The sequence below is a fragment of the Aeromonas sp. CU5 genome (genome assembly GCF_002586745.1).
GTDB lineage: Bacteria > Pseudomonadota > Gammaproteobacteria > Enterobacterales > Aeromonadaceae > Aeromonas > Aeromonas sobria.
On record NZ_CP023817.1, the window covers coordinates 1,214,147 to 1,235,929 of the forward strand.

Genomic DNA, 21,783 nt, shown 5'->3' on the forward strand with positions numbered 1-21,783 from the left:
CGCCATCCGTCGGCGAGCGTCCTGCATATGAGCAAGTTGACATGGATACAAGGTGAACTCAACACGGAAGAGATTTCTATCAGCTGCCAAGGCGCTCTTGGTGAAAATGACGAAATCTAATCAATGACTGATGATAATGCAATTATTGCAGGGTGAAAATTTTAATTTACTTTAGATTATGTGATAGAAATGCATTTTTGCGCAATTTGTCCATTTGTTTTCGCGTGAGGTCAATTTTACTGGGGCGAAATAAATTACCATGTGTCTGAATCAACAGGTATGTGCAGTATGTTGATTTATTTTTCATTATTGCTTGTAGTAATTTGCTCTTGAATGTAAACGCATGAGTCCTGTGTATCAGTAGATCCCATAGCAGTGGGTGATTGCCGAATGTTACGCTGTAGCATTCGGCTTTTTTAAAATGAAGTGGATCGCTTTCGTTTGACCATTCGGGAGAAGGCTCATTGTAGATGTTTGTCTGGAGGAGTGATGAACGATAAGCCGGCATTAAATTCTGTTGGTGCTGCATTATATCGATATGCCTATTTTATGACTCAGAGCCAAGACTTGTCAGAAAGTATGGTTTTTCTGGTTCAGGATCGAGCCAGAATGATGTTGTCACATACTCGGCATCAGATGCCCCTTGTCTGGTTGGTAAAAATGCTGAGGGAATATTGCCTTCATCTTCAGCTTGATGAGGGGGTTAATGCAGAGAGAAGAGGGGATGGTTATTTCACGGAGAGTGATCTGAATACACCAGTCAATCATCTGATTGAAAAAGTGAGGGATGAGATCATTCAATTACCCCTTTACCTGAGAGAACCGCTGGTATTGCAAATTGTTTTTGGCATGAGTATTCGAGATATCGCATGGTTATTGGGGGTGACGGCCCTGAATATTGAGAAGCGAGTATTTGATGCTAAAAGCATAATTTTCTATAAAAGCGTAGCAACACATTAATTTAGGCATATCGTGGGTTTTATTTATTTTTTTTAGAAAATACCGTGTTATATATGCAGTGGCCGTTACGCGGAATGTCATTAGTTGTGCGTGATTAATCAAGATGTAGACAGGAATATTTGTATCATATGTAGCGTTGCTACATATGAGTAAACAGAGGAAGAGAAATGAAGAAAAGAACAATTGTAATGTCATCTCTGCTGCTGGCTATGTCTGCCGGTGCCCACGCCGCACTGCCTGCGACTCAAGCTGCCGAGACCCTGACCTGGAAAGGGCTGGTTCCTTTTTCCGTAGCCAGCGATGATATCGTTATTACCGGCGATTTGGGTGGCCCCATCCGTGCCGGTTTTTTGAACGTTAAAACCGATGGTACTTTTACTTCAACAGCGATCAATGTTGAAGCCCATGACAATACTGGTGTTGCTGCGGCTCCTGTCATTGGTGATCCTATTTCCGGCAACGTGAAGTGGGGGCTGGCTTCCTACGCGGTTGATGCTTCTACTACCGATATGAGCGGTGCCAATATGAAGTTTGTTGCTGATGGTCAGCCATTGGAAATTGGCTCCACGCTGAAGGAAGACTATGCACTGGCTGTCAATGTCTCCAATGATCAAGTCATTACCGATATTGCCCCAGGTGAGCGTATTCAGGTCAGTGCGGTGATTACTGCTGAGTTGGGTGGCGTTTTCCCTTAAATCTCTATCAAGATATTGTTAATAAAAAGCCGGACAAGGTTTCATCCTGTCCGGCTTCTTTTTATCAGTCGCTGATTTTTTGTATTCACAACAAGATCTGTGATGGCCAGTGTTAGATGTTTTCCGATAGGGAAGTGTTGGTTTTTTTCTTGTTAAAAACTTTCTAAAAGGAAATTTTATATACCAGGAGAGTATTATTGAGATATATTTTTCGTCATTGGTGCTATAAATTGCCATTCTGTTTATGGCATGACGTTGGTTCACTACGATGTTCATCTAATATCATTAATCGGGGGCAAGATGTCCGCCGGTACCTTTGGGAATGGGCTATATTTCAACGTAATGAATTTATTGTAAAACATGATGCGGCTGTCGAACGTATCGATAGCCACATCAAGTCCTCGTTACTTATCTTCTTTTTTCAGCATATCTTTTTTGTCTTTTGACAAAACATCCTCTTTTTTATCATTAACATTTTTTACCTTCTCATCTATTTTAGTACCGTCAGTGACGGTATCCTTGATAGCTTCAGATGTGGAGCATCGACCATTAACACCGATAGTCGCATTCATCGCCGCCCCTTTGACTACCTTTTCTGCGTTACAATCAGGGTTAATAACACCAGCATGGGCTGTCATTGCGAAAAAAATGGATGCAATCGCGATAGCTTTCATCATATACCTCATAAAGTTGATTTGTTTTAAATAGTTATAAAAATGATTATAGTCATGTTTATGGTGTAAGGGCAAGTAAGTGAAAATTTAACAGTTATCGCTAAGATAGTGATTTAGTGGAGAGGCCTTTTTAATAAAAGGCATGATGACGTTTTTAACGTGCATGAACACTACTCTTGTGGTATTTTTTTTGCATTTATTATCTTAATTCACAATAGCATGATACCAATATCAGACAATCTCATCGACCCGTAGCTCAAGGGCGACTTCCGCCCTGAAAGATATACTCGGCGAAAGTAATTTGCTCAAGTTGTTGACCAAGCGTATTGCCGAACGTGTTTTTTGCTCAAGACATGCCTGCAGATATAGCCGTTGGCTGAGTTGAATCCACCGTTAAACATGCAATTAATTACTCGCTTCTAATTACCCGTGTCGTTCTCTGCTCGCATAACACGCAGCCCCAAGTTTCGTGAGACTTGGGGCTGCGTTATTGCATCATGTAACCAGTATGTCGTGGCAGCCTAATCAGTCACTGCGGGTGGACAGGTCTACTCTGGCTCGACCTGGCCTTTTTGACGATAGCAATGTCCATGCATAGGCAATGGCCACAGCCTTGGCAGGGCCTGCGTTAGGGGGACGCGCTTTTTTGCTAGAGCAGCAGGTTAGGTGAAGGCTGGCAGCAGCGCATGGCGCTCTTTAGAGTTCGTGGGCGTGGAATCCCTTGCGATAGCGGGTTTCGCAGCGCGGGCAGCGTTGCAGGGTTGGATCCTGCTCCAGCTGTTCGATGGCCAGTTGCTCTTCACAATCGGAGCAGAGGCCATAGAGGCCGAGATCCATCTGGCAGAGTGCCGCGTCGATCCGCTTGAGCCGTACCACGCTCAACTCGACCTTGGGCAGATCCAGCCGACTGGTGAGTTCAACCAGCTGATCGGGTTCGCAGTGATCCACTTTTTCTGCCCAATCGTCATGGCGAGAGGCTTTGAGCTGACCGATCAGCGTTTCTCGTACTTGTGCCCAGTCGAACAGCAGGCGATTACGCCAGACTGCCAACTGTGCTTGCGTCATTTCACACACATTATCCCCCAGAGACAAACCACAGATGCGAGGCAGTATAGGGAAGCGATAAGATTATCAGGATGATATGCGTCAAGTTAAACGTGGTTAGCCATGGCTTTTGGCTGCTTGCAGCAGGGCATCACGGATGGGCGCCGTCTCTTTGAGTATCCGCAGATCCTGAAATAACAGATCCGCTTCGGGATATTCCCGTTTGAGATAGCTGAACCACTGTTTGATGCGGCTGGGGTAGTAGTCAGCCTTCTCACTGGCCAGATCCTGCTCGGTGTAGCTCACCATCAGCTGCAGCACTTCGGCCCAGCTCATGTGCGCGCAGCCGGTTTTCATCACGTTGGCCAAATTGGGCAGGGAGATAGCGCCACGCCCGACCATCAGGGCATCGCAGCCGGAGACGCTGGCACAGGCGAGGGCATCTTTATGATCCCAGATCTCGCCGTTGGCGGTGACGGGAATGGGCAGGGCGCGGCGGATGGCGTCTACATACTCCCAGTGAGCAGGAGCCTTGTACCCTTCACGCTTGGTGCGGGCATGGACGGCCAGCTCGTTGGCGCCCCCCTGAAAGACCGCCTGGGCGTTTTCCAGATAGAGCTCCTTGTCATCGTAACCGAGGCGGATTTTGGCGCTCACCGGCAGGTGGGCGGGCACCGCCTCGCGCACCGCCTTGACGATGCGATAGATGGTCTCGGGCTCTTTGAGCAGCACGGCGCCGCCCTTGCTTTTATTGACCGTGGGGGCGGGGCAGCCGAAGTTGAGATCGACGCCGGGGGAGCCGAGCTCGATGGCGCGCACGGCGTTTTCGGCCAGCCACTCGGGGTGCTGACCCAGCAGTTGAACCCGTACCGGGGTGCCTGCACGGGTCTTGCCATCCTGCTTGAGCTCGGGGCAGAGGCGGTAGAACACCTTGGCAGGCAGCAGCTGATCGACCACCCGAATAAACTCGCTCACGCAGAGATCGTACTCATTGACGGAGGTGAGTACCTCCCGCATCAGGTGATCCAGCACCCCCTGCATAGGGGCCAAAATTACGCGCATAACTGCTTCCGAAGACAAGGGTAAAAAAGAGCGCAGATTGTAGTGGGATTGATGCCCGCTGTCAGCTATCACCCAAATGCTGTTACGCTATGTGAAGACCCATAAAGCGAGGTTCGGCAGTGAAGCGTTGGTTTTTGATGGCTCTCGGGTGGTTGGCATTTGCCACCGGTATCGTTGGTATTGTGTTGCCGCTACTGCCGACCACCCCCTTTATGTTGCTGGCTGCCGCCCTGTTTGCCCGCTCATCCCCGCGTTTTCATCGCTGGTTGCTGACCCATCCCTGGTTCGGCCCGCCCATTGTCGATTGGCAGCAATATCGCGGCATTCGTCGCCATGCCCGGCGACGCGCCATTATCTTCATTCTGCTCACATTTTCGGTATCGCTGGCGGTGGTGCCCCTGCTGTGGGTCAAGGGGCTGCTGGTGGTCATAATGGTGATCCTGCTCACTTGGTTAATGCGTCTGCCGGTGCTGGAGCCGGTTGCAATGGAGAAGTGAAGTCCCTAAGCTATTGCAGCAATAATGCTATGGAGTCGGCCTGTCATTTTTGCGTGACAGGCTTTTTTATTTCCCGCAGAAGGGAATTGAGAAAAATGGCCACCCCTGGGTCAAAAAAATAAGCGGTCAACACATGAATCCGGAAACCCTGAAGTTTATTGAAGCGAGCATCAAGACCATTCCCGACTATCCGAAGCCGGGTATTTTGTTTCGCGACATCACCAGCCTGATCGAGAACGCAGAGGCTTTCAAAGCCACCATCGATCTGCTGGCAGAGCATTACCGTGGTCAAGGGATCACCAAAATTGTCGGCACCGAGGCCCGTGGCTTCATTTTCGGTGCGCCAGTCGCCTTCGCCATGGGACTGGGCTTCGTGCCGGTACGCAAACCGGGTAAGCTGCCGCGCGCAGTGATCGAGGAGTCCTATGCCCTCGAGTACGGTACCGACACCCTGCAACTGCATACCGATGCCATCGTGCCCGGTGACAAGGTGCTGGTAGTTGACGATCTGCTGGCGACCGGCGGTACCGTCGATGCGACCGTCAAGCTGATCCGCCGTGCCGGTGGTGACGTGGCTGACGCTGCGTTCATTATCTCCCTGCCGTCTCTGGGTGGTGATGCTCGTTTGACCGCTGCAGGCATCAAGGTGCTCTCACTGGTCGAATTGGCTGGCGAGTAATGCCTCTTCGGCCCGATCCTCTGCATCGGGCCTGCGTTGAACCGGTGCCCTTGCGGGCATCGGTTTGAAAATCAAGCGATCCCTCCGACCCTGACCGATAGCCGATACAGCCCGCTCGCCATTTGTGTTAGCATCCGGCCTCAATGCCCTGTCTTCCCTGCATGATGGATTTATGAGCTATCAGGTTCTGGCGCGTAAATGGCGCCCCCATACGTTTGAACAAGTGGTAGGCCAGCACCATGTGCTGACCGCCTTGACCAACGCCCTGGATCAGGGACGGCTGCATCACGCCTATCTGCTGAGCGGTACCCGCGGGGTCGGCAAAACCACCATCGCCCGCATTCTGGCCAAGAGCCTTAACTGCGAGCAGGGGATCAGCAGCCACCCGTGCGGCGTCTGCGATACCTGCCGCGAGATCGATCAGGGCAACTTTGTCGACCTGCTGGAGATTGACGCGGCGTCCCGCACCAAGGTGGAAGATACCCGCGAGCTGCTCGACAACGTGCAGTACCGTCCGGCCCGTGGCCGCTTCAAGGTCTACCTCATCGATGAAGTGCACATGTTGTCGCGCCACAGCTTCAACGCGCTGCTGAAAACCCTGGAAGAGCCCCCCCCCTATGTGAAGTTTCTGCTGGCCACCACGGATCCACAGAAGCTGCCCATTACCATCCTCTCGCGCTGCCTGCAGTTTCATCTGAAGAGTCTGGATCAGACCCAGATCGCCAAGCAGCTCGAATGGGTGCTGGATCAGGAGGGTCAGCCCTTCGAGCCGCGCGCCCTGCTGGCACTGGCCAAAGCCGCCGACGGCAGTATGCGCGATGCCCTGAGCCTGACCGATCAGGCGCTGGCCCACGGCAACGGCAGCGTGCGCCTCGAGAGCGTGCTGGCGATGCTGGGGACGCTCGATCACCGCCATCTGCACCAGTTGCTGGAAGCCATTTTGCGGCAGGATGCCCCCGCGACCATGGCCAAGATCACCGAGATTGCCACCCTGGGCCCCGATTTTGATCAGCTCCACGCCGAGCTGGAAGGCTTGCTCCATCGCATCGCTATGGCGCAGCTGCTGCCTGCCAGTGTGCAGGAGCAGGGGGCGGATGCCGATTCCCTGCTGCAACTGGCCAAGGTGATGAGCCCGGAAGAGGTGCAGCTCTGCTACCAGATTGTGCTGGGTGGTCGTAAAGATCTGCCCTGGGCCCCCGATGGCCGTACCGCGCTGGAGATGACCTGCCTGCGGATGCTCGCCTTCTCGCCAAGGCGCGATGCCCTGCATCCGGCCAGCCTCACCGCACTGCCCCCGTCCATGACGAGCAGTGCCATGCCGGTAGCCTCCTTGCCGGGAAAGCGCCCGGCCGCTGAATCGACCGCACTGGCACCGATCAGCGGCGCCGTACTCGCACCGTTAGCCCGCCCGCCAGTTGCCAATACGTCTGCGACTGATGCTGCCCGTTCTGCTATTGCGGAGGAGACCGGCAACACCGCCGACAGCGAGGAGGCGGTACAAGCCGCCGAGCTGTTCAGCCAGCAGGATGAGCTGTTGCGTGAAGCCGCGGGCATGGGATATCAACCAGAGCCAACCCTCTCTGCTGCGCAGCCTGATATGTCAGCGCACTCTGCCATGCTGCCCGCTGATGATGGCGCGCATGCTGCAGCCGATGCGGACTATTCCCGTAGCGAGCCGCTGACCGCCTCCTTCGAGCCAGCGCTCGAACCGATAGCCGAACCGACAGTTGAGCCGACAGCCGAGCTGGTTGCCGCTGCTGAAGCCGTTTCTGCGGTATCGAGCATGCAGAGCCTGCTTGGCAAGCGAAACATGCTGCGTAGCCGTCAGCGTGGTCAGGATGCCCCGGTGGCGCCCGCGCCGCGCGCGGTGCCGGTTGCGCCAGCGCGTCCTGTAGCGCCCGCCGCCGCACTGGTCGTCGCTCCACAACCTGCGCCGTTCAGCCAACCAGTCGGGCAGGGGATGGCGGAGATGGGTCACTATGATGATCTGCCGCCGCAGGATCTCTATGGCGACGGTGATGAGCTACAGGGTGACAACGGGGAATACGAAGAGTACCTCAATCAGGGCTTTGTCGAGCAGGCTCCGGCCATGAGCCACGCCCCGGTCACGGCTCCGGCCCAGTCAACCGATCTGCCCCCCTGGGATCTGGAGGGGCAGCCGAGCTATCGGCCCGGTGAGCGTGCCGCCGTGGCTCCTGTTGTTGCGCCAGCGTCAGCGCCGCAGTCTGTTGCTGCTGTGCCGGTAGCCGCTATGGTGAGCGCCACGGTGGTGGAGAGCCTCCCTTCTCAACCGGTGCTGGAGACCATCGACTGGGATGAGATTGAGAGCGACGAGGAACCGCAAGAGGGTGAAGTGAGCCGTCTGATGCCCTCATCCCTGCTCAACAACTGTGGTGATGCCTGGTCTGAGCTGATTGCCCATACCCAGGTTGGCGGGCGACTGCGCCAGCTTGCCATCAACTCGGTGATGAAACAGGAAGGGGATAAGGTGTTGCTGACCCTCAAGCCGGAGCAACGCCATCTGGTGAGCGACAAGGCGCGCGCCGATCTGGCGGAGATCATCGGCCCGGCACTCGGGCAACCGGTGCAGGTGGAGGTGACCCTCGGCGTGGTGCCAGATCAGGAGACCCCCCTTGAGATCGAACACCGCCTCTATATTGGGGTGCGCGAACAGGTAGCGCGGGATCTGGATCAGGATCCTAACGTACAGTTTTTAGTTCAGCGGTTTGGTGCCGTGCTTCATCACGAGAGCATCGAGCCCCTCAACCGCTAAATTCCGTGGCCGGGAGTTCGCTCCCGGTTGAAAAGCAGTTTGGCTGTCCCCATCTAGGACAGACAAGCCCACAGCCCGGCGCTGGATGCCGGATTTCAAGACGAGAGACGACATATGTTTGGTAAAGGTGGAATGGGAAACCTGATGAAACAGGCCCAACAGATGCAAGAGCGCATGCAGAAGGCGCAAGAGCAACTGGCGCAGATGGAAGTGACCGGTGAAGCTGGCGCAGGTATGGTCAAGGTCACCATGACCGGTAGCCACAGCGTCCGTCGTATCGAGATCGATCCTTCGCTGATGGAAGATGACAAGGAGCTGCTGGAAGATCTGGTTGCCGCTGCTTGTAACGATGCCGTACGTCGTGTGGAAGAGCAGAACAAGACCAAGATGGGTGAATTGACCGGCGGCATGCAGTTGCCACCGGGCTTCAAGATGCCGTTCTAAGGCGCCTCTCTTCGCGCATTCTTGATCCCTTTGTGCAGGCCGTTCGGGCCAACTTGAGAGGGATGGCAGAGAGACAAAAAACGCAGTTGCTATCGCCCAGGCGATGCAGCTGCGTTTTTATTTATGCCCCGTTATCTGTCTGACTGGCCTGCTTTTCCTCACATACCGGCGACCTTGCCGGAAAAACCTGTCCACTTCATGTTCTCTTCACATCGGGGTGGAGAATGGGTGACTCGTTCAAGATGAAACAAAGGTGTGCGCGATAATGATGACAATGATGATGCGTATCGGGGCCGTGCTGGCTGCCATGGGCTTGGCCTGTTTTGTGGCCTTCGAGCTGATTGGCTCGACGGTGGATGAGAACGGCCTGCTGCATGAACCCTTTGCCCTGATCCCCATCGGTTTTCTGTGTGTGGCCGTGGGTGTCTTGCTGGCGCTGCCGGGATTGATCCGCACTCTTGTGAGTCGCTGTCGCCACAGGGCGGGCAAATAGCGCCATTAATCACTGGGCCTCGGGGAAGACCGCCGCTATTTGTCGATACCCGCTATCGGATATCCCGGTTTGGTGTGGACGGGCGGGATCGGCATAATGGCGGCTTGCCGTATTGAGGAGATTGTATGAAATATATCGGAGCCCACGTCAGTGCGGCCGGCGGGGTGGAGAATACCATCGCCCGCGCCCAGGCCATCGGGGCCAACGCGTTTGCCCTCTTTACCAAGAATCAGCGTCAGTGGCAGGCGGCCCCTTTGTCGGATGCCACCATCCGCGCCTTCAAGGCTGCCTGTGACAAGGCCGGTTTTCTGCCAGAGCAGATCCTGCCCCACGACAGTTACCTGATCAATTTGGGCCATCCTGACCCTGATGGTCTGGCCAAATCCCGTGACGCGTTTCTAGATGAGATGAAACGCTGCGAGCAGTTGGGGCTTTGCTATCTGAACTTCCACCCCGGTAGCCATCTCAAGCAAATTCCCGAAGCGGCCAGCCTCAAGCTGGTGAGCGAGTCCATCAACTGGGCGCTGGAGCGCAGTGCAGGGGTGACGGCGGTGATCGAGAACACCGCAGGGCAGGGGACCAACCTCGGCTGGTCGTTCGAGCAGCTCGCCACCATCATCGAGGGGGTGGAGGACAAGAGCCGGGTCGGGATCTGTTTCGATACCTGCCACGCCTTTGCCGCTGGCTACGATCTGCGCACCGCCGAGAGCTGCGCCGCCGTGTTTGCCGAGTTCGACCGCACGGTGGGTTTCCAGTATCTCAAGGGGATGCATATCAACGGCGCCAAGTGCACCTTCGGTAGCCGGGTCGATCGCCACCACAGCCTGCGGGAGGGCAATCTGGGGGAGGCGGTATTCCACCACATCATGAATGATGATCGCTTCGATCGCATTCCGTTGATCCTCGAGACCATTGACGAGGCCATCTGGGGCGAGGAGATCAGCTGGTTGCGCAGCCTGGCGAAGTGATAGCCAGCGAGCGAGTCAAAGAGAGGGAGCCGTGGCTCCCTCTCTGCTTTTTGCGTTTCTGCCGTTGGCGTGCTGCTCTGCCATCGACGAGTTGGCCGGGCGTTACTCCGGGCTGATCACCTCTGCATCGTTCACCTGAGCCCGGCAGAAGTTAATAAAGTGACGCAGGGAGGCGGAGTGATACTTCTGTTTGTGCCAGATCAGGGAGAGCTGGCGCGGGAAACGGCGGGTGAGGGGCAGGGCGACCAGCCGGCCATCTGCCAGGCGATCCGAGGCTGCAAGGCGGGAGATAAAGGAGATCCCCAGCCCCTTCTCCACGGCCAGCATCACCGCCTCCAGGGTATTGAGCTCAAGCCCCGCCTGCCAGTTGGGCAGCTCGGGCTGCACCTGCTGGATAAACTGCTCACGGCTACCCGATTGTGGTTCACGCAGTACCCAGGTTTCGCCCCCCAGTCGAGAGAGGGGGATCGCCACCTGATTGGCAAGGGGATGGCCGGGCTGGGCCACCACCAGCATCTCGTCTTGCAGCCAGTTCTCGCTGATGAGGTCGGGGTGGTGGTTTTCCCCTTCGATCAGTGCCAAATCCAGTTCGAAGTTGGCCAACGCATGGCAAAGCAGGTGGGTGTTGGTAATGGTCACCTTGGGGGGCAGCCCCAGCTCCTGCTTGCTGCTGGCGAGCAGAGTCGGCAGCAGATAGTTGCCAATGGTCTGACTGGCTCCCAGGCGCAGTTGACCACTTGGCTCGGCATCGGGGCTAAACAGGTTCTCGATATCCTGGATCCGGGTCAGCAGCTCTTCGGCTGCAGGCTGTAGCAGCCGCCCTTCGTTGTTGAGCTGCAATCTGGGGTGAATGCGGTCAAACAGCGGGGTGGCGAGCTGGCGCTCCAGCTCCTGCAACGACTGGGAGACGGCCCCTTTACTCAGGAATAGCTCGTTGGCAGCAAGACCGAGGTTGCCGTAGCGGGCAATGGTGGCGAACACTTTTAACTGCTGCAGAGTCAGTTTCATGGTGTTTGGTATTCCTGAATGATTGATTTAATTCATTTAGATATCGTAAACGATAAGGGGCCATTATCCTATCGCCATAGTCATCAATAGAAAGGTGTCATCATGATCGCAAGAACCCGTAAATCACTGGCTGCCGCCCCGACTCCCATGGCGGGTCTGGCCCTTGGCATCGCCAGTCTCGGTTGGTGTTGGGAGAATGCCGGTCACTTCGATGGCCGCATGCAACTGCTGGGCGCCGCTGTTGCGGCCGTGCTGCTGGTGATCCTGACCTTCAAGTTTTTGCTGCACCCCCGCCTGCTGTTGCAGGATCTTGCTCACCCTGTGGTGGGCAGTGTAGTGCCGACCTATGCCATGGGCACCATGGTGGTCTCAAAAGCGCTGGGTATGATTGCACCGCAAGCGGGCGAGGCTCTCTGGCTGTTCGCCGTGGCGGTTCACCTGCTGTTTCTGGCCACCTTTATCTGGCATCGCGCCAAAGAGTTTGAAATCCACCACATGGTGCCGAGCTGGTTCGTCCCGCCGGTGGGGATCATAGTGGCTGATGTTGCCTTCCCGGGTGGTCAGTTTGCCGCGCTGGCCAACGGTCTGCTCTGGTTCGGGATCATCTGCTACGGCCTGATGTTGCCGCTGATGCTCTATCGCCTGATCTTCAGCCATGAAGTGCCGGATGCCGCCAAACCGACCATCGCCATTCTGGCGGCCCCTGCCAGCCTCTCTCTGGCCGGTTACCTGACCGTCAGTCTGGACCCTTCCTTGTTGCTGGTGGCTGTGCTGCTGGGGATCGCTCTGCTGATGACCGGTATTATCTATCTGGCTTTCATTAAACTGCTGCGTCTGCCCTTTTCACCGGGTTATGCCGCCTTTACCTTCCCGCTGGTGATTGGTGCCACCGCTCTGTTCAAAGTGGCCCATCTGGTTGAAGGCTTCGAGCAAGCTGCCCACTATGTGGAGCAGATCAGACTGTTGGCCCACTTCGAGCTGGGGGTCGCTACCGTCATCGTCGGTTATGTGGCACTGCGTTACCTGATGTTTTTTCTGCCGCAGCGTGACAGCGCAATGAACAACGGCATGGCAGGCCAGGGTGCTCACCGGTAAATCTGAAATGGTGAAACCGGGAAATGGTTAAGCAGTGCGCTCAGAGAGCGACGGGATAAGCGACCAGTCATATGATGGATGGACAAAGAGCCACCACCCTGGTTGTGTAACGAGCAAAATGCCCCACAGTGTGGGGCATTTTTTATGGTTTCTTGATGTGGCGCCGGTGTTGGGTCGCTTGCCATGGAATTAACTGGTATTACCTGTCAGGACGACTACAATACAGCACCACTTTTTTCGCTCGATCCTGAATCATGTCTGCCCAAGACCCCGTATTTGACTCCTCCTTTGAAGCCCGCTTTTTACATCCCCGTTACTGGTTTAGCTGGCTGGCCCTCGGCGTGCTGATGTTGCTGGCGTTTGTGCCGGTCCGGTTGCGTGACCGTCTGGCAGATATGCTGGCACCGCTGGTGTTTCGCCTTTCGAAAAAGCAGGTCTACATCGCCAGAACCAATCTGGAGATCTGCTTCCCACAGAAGAGTCCGGAGGAGCGGGATGCCATTGCGTTGACCTCGATCCGCGTTGGCCTCAAGAGTCTGCTGGGGTTTGGCGAGTTCACCATGCGTAGCCAGCGTTATCTGATGAGCCGGATGCAGGTGAGCGGTTGGGAACACATCGAGGTGGAGCGGGCAGCTGGTCGTCCGGTGATCCTGGTGGTGCCCCACACCTGGCCGGTGGATGCTGCCGGTTACTGCTTCACCCAGCGCGGGGTGCCTATGTGCACCATGATGAAGCGGGCACGCAATCCGGTATTTGACTGGCACCTCAACCGGGCTCGGGCCAAAAATGGCTGCCGCGTCTATGAGCGCAGCGCCGGGATCAAAGCGGTGATCAAGACCATCCGTCGAGGCCGCAGTTTCTTCTACCTGCCTGATCAGGACCATGGCCGCGAGAAGAGCATCTTTGCTCCCTTCTTTGATTGCCAAAAAGCAACCTTGCCTGCCTTGCCCCGTCTGGTGCAGGTCAGCGGTGTCAAGGCGGTGCCATTGCTCGCTTGCTACGATGAAGAGCATCACTGCTACCGGCTGGAGATTGATCCCCCGTTTGACAACTATCCCACCGATGATGTGATGGCAGACACTTGCCGGATGAATGACATGGTGCAGCAACAGCTGACTCGCCATCCGGGTCAGTACATGTGGTTCCTCAAGATCTTTGATACCCGTGAAGATCAAGAGGGGTCGGATGGCCGTTACGAAGAGGGTATCCGCCGGATCCGCCAGGGGTTGCCACCACAGGGCTAATCCGTGCACTGTGCTATCTGACATGGCCCCCAGCGGGCCATTTCTTATGATAACTAGTCTGATCAGTGCCTTGCAGGTCAGCGGCCAGCCTCCTCAGGGTAGAAAAAAATGTCAGAATAATTACAATATCCGTTTGTTTTTTGATGACGTGATGGCCGTTATGTCTGCATTCGATCCGCTATTTGATACCTCCTTTCATACCCGCCTGCTGCATCCCAAATGGTGGGGCAGCTGGTGTGCCTTGGGCCTCTTGTCCCTGTTAGCGTTCACTCCAGCCCGCTTAAGGGATCGCTTTGCTGATCTGGTCTCACCGACTGTGCTGCGATTTTCGAAAAAGCAGGCCTACATCATCGATACCAATCTCAAGATCTGTTTTCCCGAGCTGGATGCGGCTGATAGGCAGGTATTGCTGCTCAAATCGATCAGGGTCGGTCTCAAGACCTTTATGGGCTTTGGCGAGCTGAGTTGGCGCAGCAAGGCGCGTCTGACCCGCCGCATCAAGGTGAGCGGTTGGGAGCATATACAAGCAGAGCAGGAGGCGGGTCGTCCCCTGATTCTGGTGGTACCTCACACCTGGGCGGTTGATATGATAGGCCGCTATTTTTCCATGATGGGCATAGAGATGTGCACCATGATGAAGAGCCCGAAGGATCAGGTGTTTGACTGGTACATCAACCGTGAACGGGCCAAGGGCGGCAAGGTGTACGAGCGCAGTGTCGGCATCAAGCCGGCGATCCAGGCGATCCGCCGTGGCGCCAGTTTTTTCTACCTGCCGGACCAGGATCATGGTCGCGAGGCGAGCGTCTTTGTGCCATTTTTTACGCGTCCGAAAGCGACCCTGCCTGCCTTGCCCAAACTGGTGAAGCTGACCGGAGCCAAAGCCGTGCCTATTTTTGCCAGTTATGACGAGGATGAGGGGTGTTACCTGCTGGAGATAGAGCCGCCGTTTGACCCGTATCCCACCACGGATCTGCTGGCTGATATCAATGAAATGAACCGCATGGTGGAGCGACAGGTTGCGCGCCATCCAGAGCAGTACATGTGGTTTTTGAAAATTTTCGAAACGCTGGAGCATCCGCACGGGGATAACGGTCTCTATGAAGAGGGGATCCAGCGGATCCGCCAGGGGCTTCCCCCTGAGCCGTGAGCCAGTGGCTGCAAGCTGATCGTGACGTGATCGATCGCGGGACGATGGTGGGTTGGCACAGGTAGCTCGATGTGATGTTTTTTTAGGCGTGCGGGTGGACAAAAATAGGGCAAACAGGGGATAAAAGGGTGTCATATGAAAGGGATAGGCAGGTGAGCGTGCGCGGAGCTATCTTCCGGAGCGGAAATAGGGTAAAAGGGCGGCCATGAAAATTCCAAATCGAATCCAACCTCTGGTTGATGACGGCCTGGTCGATGAGGTCGTCAGCCGGTTGATGAGCGGCAAAGAAGCCGACGTCTATGTGGTGCGCTGCGGCGATGCGATCCGCTGCGCCAAAGTTTATAAAGAGGCCTCCAAGCGCAGCTTCAAACAGGCGGTGGTCTATCAGGAGGGGCGCAAGGTGCGCAACAGCCGTAGCGCCCGCGCCATGGAGAAGGGCTCCAAGTACGGTCGCAAGCAGCATGAAGAGGTGTGGCAGAACACCGAGGTTGATGCCCTGTTCAAGCTGGCCGCGGCCGGTGTACGGGTGCCACAGCCTTATGTCTGCCTCGACGGCGTTCTGCTGATGGAGCTTATCACCGATGAGGATGGCAATGTTGCGCCGCGCCTCAACGATGTGGCGCTCTCCCCCGAGCAGGCGGTTATCGATCACCACAAGGTGATCCGCTACGTAGTACGGATGCTCTGCGCCGGCCTTATCCACGGCGATCTCTCCGAGTTCAACGTGCTGGTGGACGAGCATGGCCCCGTCATCATCGACCTGCCTCAGGTAGTGGATGCTGCCGCCAACAACCAGGCCAAGGCGATGCTGGAGCGGGATGTCAACAACATGCGCAACTACTACGGCATGTATGCCCCCGAGCTGCTCAAGACCCGTTACGCCAAGGAGATGTGGGCGCTGTTTGAAGATGGCAATCTCACCCCTGAAACCGAGTTGACCGGCCTGTTTGAAGAGAGCACCGAAGCGGTCGATATCGATGCCGTGCTGCACGAAATCGAGAGCGCCGAAGAAGAGGCCTATGCCCGTCAGGCCCGGATGAACGCCGAACAGGAAGACAGCTACTAACAGCTTCTCTTCCCCATAAAAAGAGCGCCTTCGAGGCGCTTTTTTTATTGCTATATCGGCTGTGGTGGCTGTGGTCGGCTGGTGCCGTCATACCTGCAACTGATCGCTTGTTGCTGTTGCCAATAGATCTGCGGCTGTCGGGCGGGGCAGGGGATCTATCCGGTACATTTCCAGCCAGCGGCGATCCCCCGGATGGTAGCGCCGCCCCAGCCATTCCCCGCCTGCTGCTGCAATCACCTTGCGGGAGGCCAGATTCTCTTCGCCACAGCTGATCAGCACCGGCGCGCTCAGCGCTTGTTGTATCCAGCACAGCAAGGCGGAGGCGGCCCCTTCGCCACGGCGTGAGGGGCGGGTCTCGTAACCGATATGGCCCAACCATTGCCGGGTTGCCTCATTGTCACCGTGACGCAGGCGCAAGGTGGCGAGGATCTCCTCTCCATCAAGGGCAAAATAAGTGGTGGTAGGCAGGTATCCGCTGGGCAAGTTGCGCCCTTCGGCGTGGTCCAGCAGGCTCTGTAGCCAGCCATCCGGGTCAAATTGCGCCACCTGATAGAGTGGCATCCCCGCGTCGGCACACTCGAGCACATATCGGTGATAGGCCGGGGCATCCGCCAGTCGGGCCTTGCGGCATTCGAAACGGGTCGGCTCCGGCTGGTCTGACGCCTTGATGGTGAAGTCGGTCATTCAAGCGGCTGCTACGACCGGTAGTGCCATCACAGTGGCTTGCCGCCCGAGATGGGTTAATAGACGGCGCACGTCGTCGAGGCGGATGATCAGGGTGGCGGTGTTGACCAGCGGGTGGCACTGCACCTGCTCGGCTTGCCAGATAGTCTCATCCACCACCAACTCCACAGCCTGTTCGCTATCGCGCACCATGGCGAGCAGAGTCACCGAGCCCGGGGTGAGACCGAGCACCGCATCGAGCCGCTCGGGGGAGCCAAAGCTCAGCCGTTTGACCCCGAGTTTTGCCGCTAGCGCCTTGAGATCGACTCGGCTCTCTTCCGGACTTACCACCAGAAACAGTCGCTCACTTTTCGGGTCGCGCAGAAAGAGGTTCTTGGTCTTGGCGGCGGGCAGATCTGGCAGCAGCTTGCTCGCCTCCTCGCAGGTGAAAACGGGGGGATGGTCGATACGCTGGTAGGGAATGGCCAGCTGATCCAGCAGGGAATAGATTGCCACAAAGACTCCTATCGTCGGCAAAGTGAAGTAAGAAGCGCAGTAATGGAGCGAAATAGCACGGTCATAACCGGGTGGACGGGAATGACGACGGCATCGAGCTTACCAGTTTGACGCGCGTCCCGCAGCCTGCCTGCGTGACGATTGCGAGCGGGTACTGTATGAACGTACAATAGTCCCATTCTCGGACAGCCCCTTACTCTTCATGACTGCGACCCAGCCCACCGTACCCGCTACCCCGCCGCTCGACGGTTTTATCCTGACCCGCTACGGTCGGGACGTGCGCGGCCGCAACGGGCACGCCGCCACCACCGAAATCGTGATGTGGCTCTGGAGTGCGCAGGGGCCGGTGCGGGTGGTGGTGCCGGGGCAGGAGCCGGTGTTCTTTTTGCCGCAGAGCCACATGGCAGAAGCCGCCGAGCTGTTCAAAGGCGCCGGGGTGAGCGGGCGGTTTCGCCGCCTGCCGATGCACACCTTCGACGGTCGCCCCGTGGTGGGTTGCTATTTCGCTACCCTGAGCGCCTTTCACCGCGCCATCGAGCTGTTGCTCATTCGCGGGCTCGAGCACTTCGAGGCGGATATCCGGCTGCCGGAGCGCTTCCTGATGGAGCGCTTCATCACCGCTGGCGTGCGCTTCGATGGCCGGGCGGTGAAGAGGGGGGGCAAGCAGGGCTATTGGGAAGTAAACGAGGCACGCTGCGCACCGCAGGCGGTGACGCCCACCCTCTCCTGGGTATCGCTGGACGTGGAGTGCGCCATGGACGGGGCGCTCTTCTCGGTCGGCCTTTACAGCGAGCAGGATGCGCGGGTCATCATGATCGGCACGCCGGAAGCGGATGCCGAAAGCTGGGGAACCAAGGTCGAGTGGGTGGTGGACGAAAGCGCCCTGCTCGGCGCGCTGGAGAGCTGGTTCAGCCTGCACGACCCCGATCTGGTGATTGGCTGGAACGTGGTCAATTTTGACTTTCGTCTGCTGCTGCGCCGCGCCGAGCTCAACAAGCGGCGGCTGCGGCTTGGGCGGGGGCGCGAGCTCTGCTTCTGGCGCTCGTCACGAAACGATCCCCAGACCGGTAACGTTATTATTCCCGGGCGAATGGTGCTCGACGGCATCGACACCCTCAAAAGCGCCACCTGGCAGTTTGCCAGCTACAGCCTGGATGCGGTGGCGAGCGAACTGCTTGGCCGTGGCAAGGATATCGAGGATGTGGCCAATCGGGGGGAGAAGATCACCGAACTGTTCCACTCCGACAAGGAGGCGCTGGCCCGTTACAACCTGGAAGATTGCAAGCTGGTGTGGGAGATCTTCGACTATTGCCACCTTATCCCCTTTGCCATCGAGCGCGCCTCACTCACTGGCTTGGAGCTGGACAGGGTGGGGGGCTCGGTGGCGGCCTTTACCAACCTCTATCTGCCGCGGCTCCACCGCGGCGGCTACGTGGCCCCCAATCTGCCTGCCGATGGGGGGCTGGCGAGCCCCGGCGGCTATGTGATGGACTCCAAACCCGGTCTCTATCGCCATGTGCTGGTGCTCGATTTCAAGAGCCTCTATCCCAGCATCATCCGCACCTTCTGCATCGACCCCATGGGGCTGGTGGAGGGGTTGCAACATCCCGACCACGCCATTCCCGGCTTTCGCGGCGCCCTGTTCTCCCGCGAGCGGCACTTCTTGCCGGATCTCATCGCTACCCTGTGGGCGGCGCGGGATCGGGCCAAGGCGGCCAGCAACAAGGCGCTCTCCCAGGCCATCAAGATCATCATGAACTCCTTCTATGGCGTGCTGGGGTCGGGGGGCTGTCGCTTCTACGATCCCAGGCTTGCCTCATCCATCACCCTGCGTGGCCACAGCATCATGCAGCAGACCCGCGAGTGGATTGAGGCGAAGGGATTCGAGGTGATCTATGGCGATACTGATTCCACCTTTGTCCATCTGGGCAGGGAGACCAACCCGCAGCAGGCCGAGCAGATTGGCCGCGAGCTGGCTGCCATGATCAACGACAACTGGACGGCGCTGATCAAGGGCGAGTTCGACTTGCCGAGCTATCTGGAGATCGAATACGAGACCCACTATCGCCGCTTTCTGATGCCCACCATCCGCGGCTTGGAGAAGGGGAGCAAGAAGCGTTATGCCGGGCTGGTAGGAGAGGGAGAAAGGGCACATCTGGTGTTCAAAGGGCTGGAGACGGTGCGCACCGACTGGACCATGCTGGCCAAGCAGTTTCAGACCCGCCTCTACGAGCTGGTGTTTCACGATGAAGACCCCAGCGGCTATGTGCGCACCATGGTGGATGAGACCCGTGCCGGTCGTCACGATGATCTGCTCATCTACCGCAAACGGCTGCGGCAAAAACTCGAGGAGTATCAGAAGAATGTGCCACCCCATGTGCGAGCGGCGCGGCTGGCCGATGAGGAGAATCTGCGCCGAGGTTTGCCCCAGCGCTATCAGCATCGGGGTACCATCGCCTATCTGATGACGCTGGGCGGCCCGGAACCGCTGGAGTACCGGCGCAGTGCCATCGACTACGAGCACTACATCGACAAGCAGTTGCGGCCCATCGCCGACGCCATACTGCCCTTTATCGGCGAGTCATTCGACCGGATCTGCGGTCAGCAGCTGGATCTTTTCTGATTGGATCATGATGCCCCTTTACTTCTCTTTAATACTGGATAAAAATACAGTTATAAATCATGGAGAAGTACCCTATGCGTCTTGAAATCATCATCGATAGAAAACACCAGATCCCGACCTTGACCATGGAGGCGCTGCGTCAGGAGCTGCTCAAGCAGCTTGGTGAGAAGTTTCCCGACATCCACGTGCGGGTTGCCCCCGGCAGCGCCATGGCCCTGACCGTCAGCCGTGCCAGCAAAGAAGACAAAGAGCTGGCTGAAGCCATGGTGCAGGAAGTGTGGGAGAACGCCGAGAGCTGGATGCCGGAAGAGAACGTCCCATCCTGATGCAGGTGGCGCCTGAGCGCAGATGAGGGTTGTTACTCCATCATGCGGCTTAGGCGCCATTTTTTGCTGCGAGATTTGCCAAGATACCTCCCGGTTGCCTATTTAGGGCAGGAGTTAAAAAGGCAAATACAGAAAAACCGGCACAAGGCCGGTTTCAAATTGTGCAATCACTGCACGCTGTCAGTCAGGCTGACGGTCTGGACGAGGTTAGAAAAGGGATGGCTAACCACGAAACAGATAATAATGGGGTGGCTGATGGGGCTCGAACCCACGACAACCGGAATCACAATCCGGGACTCTACCAACTGAGCTACAGCCACCACTGAACTTTTTTACCATTTGTGTTTATCAGGGAGATCGTGGCAATAAATAACGAGTGCGTGATAAGTCACGGTATCCGTCGTTATTGCACTGATTTCAAACACATTTCAAATGGTGCGCCCTGCAGGATTCGAACCTGCGACCCACGGCTTAGAAGGCCGTTGCTCTATCCGACTGAGCTAAGGGCGCTCTGTATCGACCCGCTGCAGCAGCAAGTCGATGAACATGGTCGGTGATAAAGGATTCGAACCTTTGACCCTCTGGTCCCAAACCAGATGCGCTACCGGACTGCGCTAATCACCGAAAAACCCTGACCGGCATATCCACAAGAGATGTACTGGACAACGGGCGGGCATCATAGCCAAGCGTACCGGCTAGCGTCAATGACTTTTTCCCCTAGTAAATTCAAGTGCCTACTTATTGCCCGCTACAGGCCTGACGAGCGTCTGCCGCTAACATCCAGGCTAAAAAAATGCGACAATGCGCGGCAGTTGAACAGAGGGTGAGTGGAGAACGATGTCTGCCAAAATCATAGATGGAAAACAGGTTGCGCAAACGATTCGCAGCCAGGTCGCGGCGCAAGTGCAACAGCGGCTGGCGGCAGGGAAACGGGCTCCCGGGCTGGCAGTCATTCTGGTGGGGGCTGACCCCGCCTCTCAGGTCTATGTCGGCAGCAAACGCCGGGCGTGTGAAGAGGTTGGTTTTCTCTCCCGCTCTTATGATCTGAGTGCGGCCGCGAGTCAGGAAGATCTGCTGGCGTTGATCGATAAGCTGAATGCCGACAGCCAGGTAGACGGCATTCTGGTTCAGTTGCCGTTACCGGGTCACTTCGATACCACTCAAGTGCTGGAGCGGATCAATCCTGACAAGGATGTTGACGGTTTCCACCCTTATAATGTGGGTCGGCTGGCTCAGCGTATTCCAGCGCTGCGCCCCTGTACTCCGAAAGGGATCATGACGCTCATTGAGACGACCGGCGTGAAGACCCATGGCCTGCATGCGGTCGTGGTGGGCGCTTCCAATATAGTTGGGCGCCCCATGACCCTGGAGTTGTTGTTGGCGGGCTGTACTACCACGACTTGTCACCGCTTTACCCGGGATCTGGAAGATCAGGTGCGCCGTGCCGATCTGCTGGTTGTCGCGGTCGGCAAGCCCAACTTCATTCCGGGCGAGTGGGTAAAGCCGGGGGCGTTGGTGATCGATGTGGGTATCAACCGTCTGGCGGATGGTTCTTTGGTTGGCGATGTGGAGTTTGAGACGGCCCGCAGCCATGCCTCCTTCATCACACCGGTACCCGGTGGCGTGGGCCCCATGACAGTGGCTAGCCTGATGGAAAACACCCTGATTGCCTGCAGCGAATATCACGACTGATCATGGCTGGCGATAACCCTGTGATCCCGTGAGGATGCAGGATGCGCCAGAAATCTGACAATAAAAAACCGGTTGCTCAAAGAGGAACCGGTTTTTTATTTATCCAACGGGAGT

The 21,783-nt window shown here is 56.7% G+C and carries 21 protein-coding genes and 3 tRNA genes; 15 read left to right on the plus strand and 9 right to left on the minus strand.

Annotated elements, in window-relative coordinates:
• Nucleotides 1-489: 489 nt before the first annotated feature.
• Nucleotides 490-960 carry a hypothetical protein gene (locus CK911_RS05415; protein WP_042024048.1) on the plus strand — a complete coding sequence of 157 codons (471 nt, stop codon included), beginning with the start codon at nt 490-492 and terminating at the stop codon, nt 958-960.
• 167 nt (nt 961-1,127) lie between these two features.
• Nucleotides 1,128-1,655, plus strand: a complete 528-nt coding sequence (locus CK911_RS05420) for a hypothetical protein (protein ID WP_139244995.1) — start codon at nt 1,128-1,130, stop codon at nt 1,653-1,655.
• Between the two features lie 404 nt (nt 1,656-2,059).
• Here CK911_RS05420 and CK911_RS05425 read toward each other — a convergent pair whose 3' ends face one another.
• From CK911_RS05425 to dusC, 3 genes are all read right to left on the minus strand, one after another.
• On the minus strand, nt 2,060-2,332 hold the full coding sequence (locus tag CK911_RS05425) for a hypothetical protein (RefSeq protein WP_157774534.1): 273 nt from the start codon (nt 2,330-2,332) through the stop codon (nt 2,060-2,062).
• A 693-nt stretch (nt 2,333-3,025) separates the two neighbouring features.
• Nucleotides 3,026-3,394 carry a conjugal transfer protein TraR gene (locus tag CK911_RS05430; RefSeq protein ID WP_068978461.1) on the minus strand — a complete coding sequence of 123 codons (369 nt, stop codon included), beginning with the start codon at nt 3,392-3,394 and terminating at the stop codon, nt 3,026-3,028.
• Between the two features lie 96 nt (nt 3,395-3,490).
• Nucleotides 3,491-4,435, minus strand: a complete 945-nt coding sequence (gene dusC, locus CK911_RS05435; protein WP_098969253.1) for a tRNA dihydrouridine(16) synthase DusC — start codon at nt 4,433-4,435, stop codon at nt 3,491-3,493.
• A gap of 119 nt (nt 4,436-4,554) precedes the next feature.
• Between dusC and CK911_RS05440 the strand changes: the two genes are divergently transcribed.
• From CK911_RS05440 to nfo, 6 genes are all read left to right on the plus strand, one after another.
• The gene (locus tag CK911_RS05440; protein WP_098969254.1) at nt 4,555-4,932 is read left to right on the plus strand and encodes a YbaN family protein; all 378 of its coding nucleotides are present in this window, start codon (nt 4,555-4,557) and stop codon (nt 4,930-4,932) included.
• 133 nt (nt 4,933-5,065) lie between these two features.
• Nucleotides 5,066-5,611, plus strand: coding sequence for an adenine phosphoribosyltransferase (gene apt, locus CK911_RS05445; protein ID WP_042024033.1), 546 nt, complete (start codon nt 5,066-5,068; stop codon nt 5,609-5,611).
• 172 nt (nt 5,612-5,783) lie between these two features.
• Nucleotides 5,784-8,384 (plus strand): DNA polymerase III subunit gamma/tau, encoded by a 2,601-nt coding sequence (gene dnaX / locus CK911_RS05450; RefSeq protein ID WP_098969255.1) that lies wholly within the window; start codon nt 5,784-5,786, stop codon nt 8,382-8,384.
• 114 nt (nt 8,385-8,498) lie between these two features.
• Complete coding sequence (locus tag CK911_RS05455) at nt 8,499-8,828, plus strand: YbaB/EbfC family nucleoid-associated protein (RefSeq protein WP_033113565.1); 330 nt, start codon at nt 8,499-8,501, stop codon at nt 8,826-8,828.
• A gap of 265 nt (nt 8,829-9,093) precedes the next feature.
• Nucleotides 9,094-9,321, plus strand: coding sequence for a DUF3955 domain-containing protein (locus tag CK911_RS05460; protein ID WP_253860380.1), 228 nt, complete (start codon nt 9,094-9,096; stop codon nt 9,319-9,321).
• A 125-nt stretch (nt 9,322-9,446) separates the two neighbouring features.
• Nucleotides 9,447-10,289, plus strand: a complete 843-nt coding sequence (gene nfo / locus CK911_RS05465) for a deoxyribonuclease IV (protein WP_098969257.1) — start codon at nt 9,447-9,449, stop codon at nt 10,287-10,289.
• Nucleotides 10,290-10,391: 102 nt separating this feature from the next.
• On the opposite strand, the gene CK911_RS05470 is transcribed toward nfo, so the two are convergent.
• A complete protein-coding gene (locus CK911_RS05470) occupies nt 10,392-11,297 on the minus strand; it encodes a LysR substrate-binding domain-containing protein (protein WP_098969258.1) in 906 nt (301 codons plus the stop codon).
• 102 nt (nt 11,298-11,399) lie between these two features.
• Here CK911_RS05470 and CK911_RS05475 point away from each other — a divergent pair, with 102 nt between their 5' ends.
• The 4 genes from CK911_RS05475 (at nt 11,400) to CK911_RS05490 (ending at nt 15,849) form a co-directional block, all read left to right on the plus strand.
• Nucleotides 11,400-12,392: a TDT family transporter gene (locus tag CK911_RS05475; RefSeq protein WP_042024024.1), complete on the plus strand. Its 993-nt coding sequence runs from the start codon at nt 11,400-11,402 to the stop codon at nt 12,390-12,392.
• A gap of 254 nt (nt 12,393-12,646) precedes the next feature.
• Nucleotides 12,647-13,636 carry a lauroyl-Kdo(2)-lipid IV(A) myristoyltransferase gene (gene lpxM, locus CK911_RS05480; RefSeq protein ID WP_042024020.1) on the plus strand — a complete coding sequence of 330 codons (990 nt, stop codon included), beginning with the start codon at nt 12,647-12,649 and terminating at the stop codon, nt 13,634-13,636.
• Nucleotides 13,637-13,787: 151 nt separating this feature from the next.
• The gene (locus CK911_RS05485; protein WP_172953966.1) at nt 13,788-14,783 is read left to right on the plus strand and encodes a lauroyl-Kdo(2)-lipid IV(A) myristoyltransferase; all 996 of its coding nucleotides are present in this window, start codon (nt 13,788-13,790) and stop codon (nt 14,781-14,783) included.
• A gap of 205 nt (nt 14,784-14,988) precedes the next feature.
• A complete protein-coding gene (locus tag CK911_RS05490) occupies nt 14,989-15,849 on the plus strand; it encodes a PA4780 family RIO1-like protein kinase (RefSeq protein ID WP_042024013.1) in 861 nt (286 codons plus the stop codon).
• Between the two features lie 87 nt (nt 15,850-15,936).
• On the opposite strand, the gene CK911_RS05495 is transcribed toward CK911_RS05490, so the two are convergent.
• Together CK911_RS05495 and CK911_RS05500 are read right to left on the minus strand one after the other, a co-directional pair.
• On the minus strand, nt 15,937-16,533 hold the full coding sequence (locus CK911_RS05495; protein ID WP_098969259.1) for a GNAT family N-acetyltransferase: 597 nt from the start codon (nt 16,531-16,533) through the stop codon (nt 15,937-15,939).
• A complete protein-coding gene (locus CK911_RS05500) occupies nt 16,534-17,028 on the minus strand; it encodes a prolyl-tRNA synthetase associated domain-containing protein (protein WP_098969260.1) in 495 nt (164 codons plus the stop codon).
• Nucleotides 17,029-17,230: 202 nt separating this feature from the next.
• Here CK911_RS05500 and CK911_RS05505 point away from each other — a divergent pair, with 202 nt between their 5' ends.
• Nucleotides 17,231-19,651 (plus strand): DNA polymerase II, encoded by a 2,421-nt coding sequence (locus CK911_RS05505; protein WP_098969261.1) that lies wholly within the window; start codon nt 17,231-17,233, stop codon nt 19,649-19,651.
• A 74-nt stretch (nt 19,652-19,725) separates the two neighbouring features.
• Nucleotides 19,726-19,977 (plus strand): DinI family protein, encoded by a 252-nt coding sequence (locus tag CK911_RS05510; RefSeq protein WP_042024004.1) that lies wholly within the window; start codon nt 19,726-19,728, stop codon nt 19,975-19,977.
• 244 nt (nt 19,978-20,221) lie between these two features.
• On the opposite strand, the gene CK911_RS05515 is transcribed toward CK911_RS05510, so the two are convergent.
• From CK911_RS05515 to CK911_RS05525, 3 genes are all read right to left on the minus strand, one after another.
• A tRNA-His gene (locus tag CK911_RS05515) sits at nt 20,222-20,297 on the minus strand.
• 113 nt (nt 20,298-20,410) lie between these two features.
• Nucleotides 20,411-20,487: transfer RNA gene (locus CK911_RS05520), tRNA-Arg, on the minus strand.
• Between the two features lie 37 nt (nt 20,488-20,524).
• Nucleotides 20,525-20,601: transfer RNA gene (locus CK911_RS05525), tRNA-Pro, on the minus strand.
• 213 nt (nt 20,602-20,814) lie between these two features.
• Here CK911_RS05525 and folD point away from each other — a divergent pair.
• Entirely contained in the window at nt 20,815-21,669 is an 855-nt protein-coding gene (folD, locus tag CK911_RS05530; RefSeq protein ID WP_042024001.1) for a bifunctional methylenetetrahydrofolate dehydrogenase/methenyltetrahydrofolate cyclohydrolase FolD, read from the plus strand.
• Nucleotides 21,670-21,783 lie beyond the last annotated feature (114 nt).

Bases quoted from the DNA above. Each gene is read 5' to 3' on its own strand.
- CK911_RS05425 (WP_157774534.1), bottom strand. From the start codon at position 2,332: ATGATGAAAGCTATCGCGATTGCATCCATTTTTTTCGCAATGACAGCC.
- CK911_RS05430 (WP_068978461.1), bottom strand. From the start codon at position 3,394: ATGACGCAAGCACAGTTGGCAGTCTGGCGTAATCGCCTGCTGTTCGAC.
- nfo (WP_098969257.1), top strand. From the start codon at position 9,447: ATGAAATATATCGGAGCCCACGTCAGTGCGGCCGGCGGGGTGGAGAAT.
- CK911_RS05485 (WP_172953966.1), top strand. From the start codon at position 13,788: ATGGCCGTTATGTCTGCATTCGATCCGCTATTTGATACCTCCTTTCAT.
- folD (WP_042024001.1), top strand. From the start codon at position 20,815: ATGTCTGCCAAAATCATAGATGGAAAACAGGTTGCGCAAACGATTCGC.
- CK911_RS05490 (WP_042024013.1), top strand. From the start codon at position 14,989: ATGAAAATTCCAAATCGAATCCAACCTCTGGTTGATGACGGCCTGGTC.
- CK911_RS05470 (WP_098969258.1), bottom strand. From the start codon at position 11,297: ATGAAACTGACTCTGCAGCAGTTAAAAGTGTTCGCCACCATTGCCCGC.
- dusC (WP_098969253.1), bottom strand. From the start codon at position 4,435: ATGCGCGTAATTTTGGCCCCTATGCAGGGGGTGCTGGATCACCTGATG.
- dnaX (WP_098969255.1), top strand. From the start codon at position 5,784: ATGAGCTATCAGGTTCTGGCGCGTAAATGGCGCCCCCATACGTTTGAA.
- CK911_RS05505 (WP_098969261.1), top strand. From the start codon at position 17,231: ATGACTGCGACCCAGCCCACCGTACCCGCTACCCCGCCGCTCGACGGT.
- CK911_RS05460 (WP_253860380.1), top strand. From the start codon at position 9,094: ATGATGACAATGATGATGCGTATCGGGGCCGTGCTGGCTGCCATGGGC.
- CK911_RS05495 (WP_098969259.1), bottom strand. From the start codon at position 16,533: ATGACCGACTTCACCATCAAGGCGTCAGACCAGCCGGAGCCGACCCGT.
- CK911_RS05455 (WP_033113565.1), top strand. From the start codon at position 8,499: ATGTTTGGTAAAGGTGGAATGGGAAACCTGATGAAACAGGCCCAACAG.
- lpxM (WP_042024020.1), top strand. From the start codon at position 12,647: ATGTCTGCCCAAGACCCCGTATTTGACTCCTCCTTTGAAGCCCGCTTT.
- CK911_RS05510 (WP_042024004.1), top strand. From the start codon at position 19,726: ATGCGTCTTGAAATCATCATCGATAGAAAACACCAGATCCCGACCTTG.
- apt (WP_042024033.1), top strand. From the start codon at position 5,066: ATGAATCCGGAAACCCTGAAGTTTATTGAAGCGAGCATCAAGACCATT.
- CK911_RS05475 (WP_042024024.1), top strand. From the start codon at position 11,400: ATGATCGCAAGAACCCGTAAATCACTGGCTGCCGCCCCGACTCCCATG.
- CK911_RS05415 (WP_042024048.1), top strand. From the start codon at position 490: ATGAACGATAAGCCGGCATTAAATTCTGTTGGTGCTGCATTATATCGA.
- CK911_RS05420 (WP_139244995.1), top strand. From the start codon at position 1,128: ATGAAGAAAAGAACAATTGTAATGTCATCTCTGCTGCTGGCTATGTCT.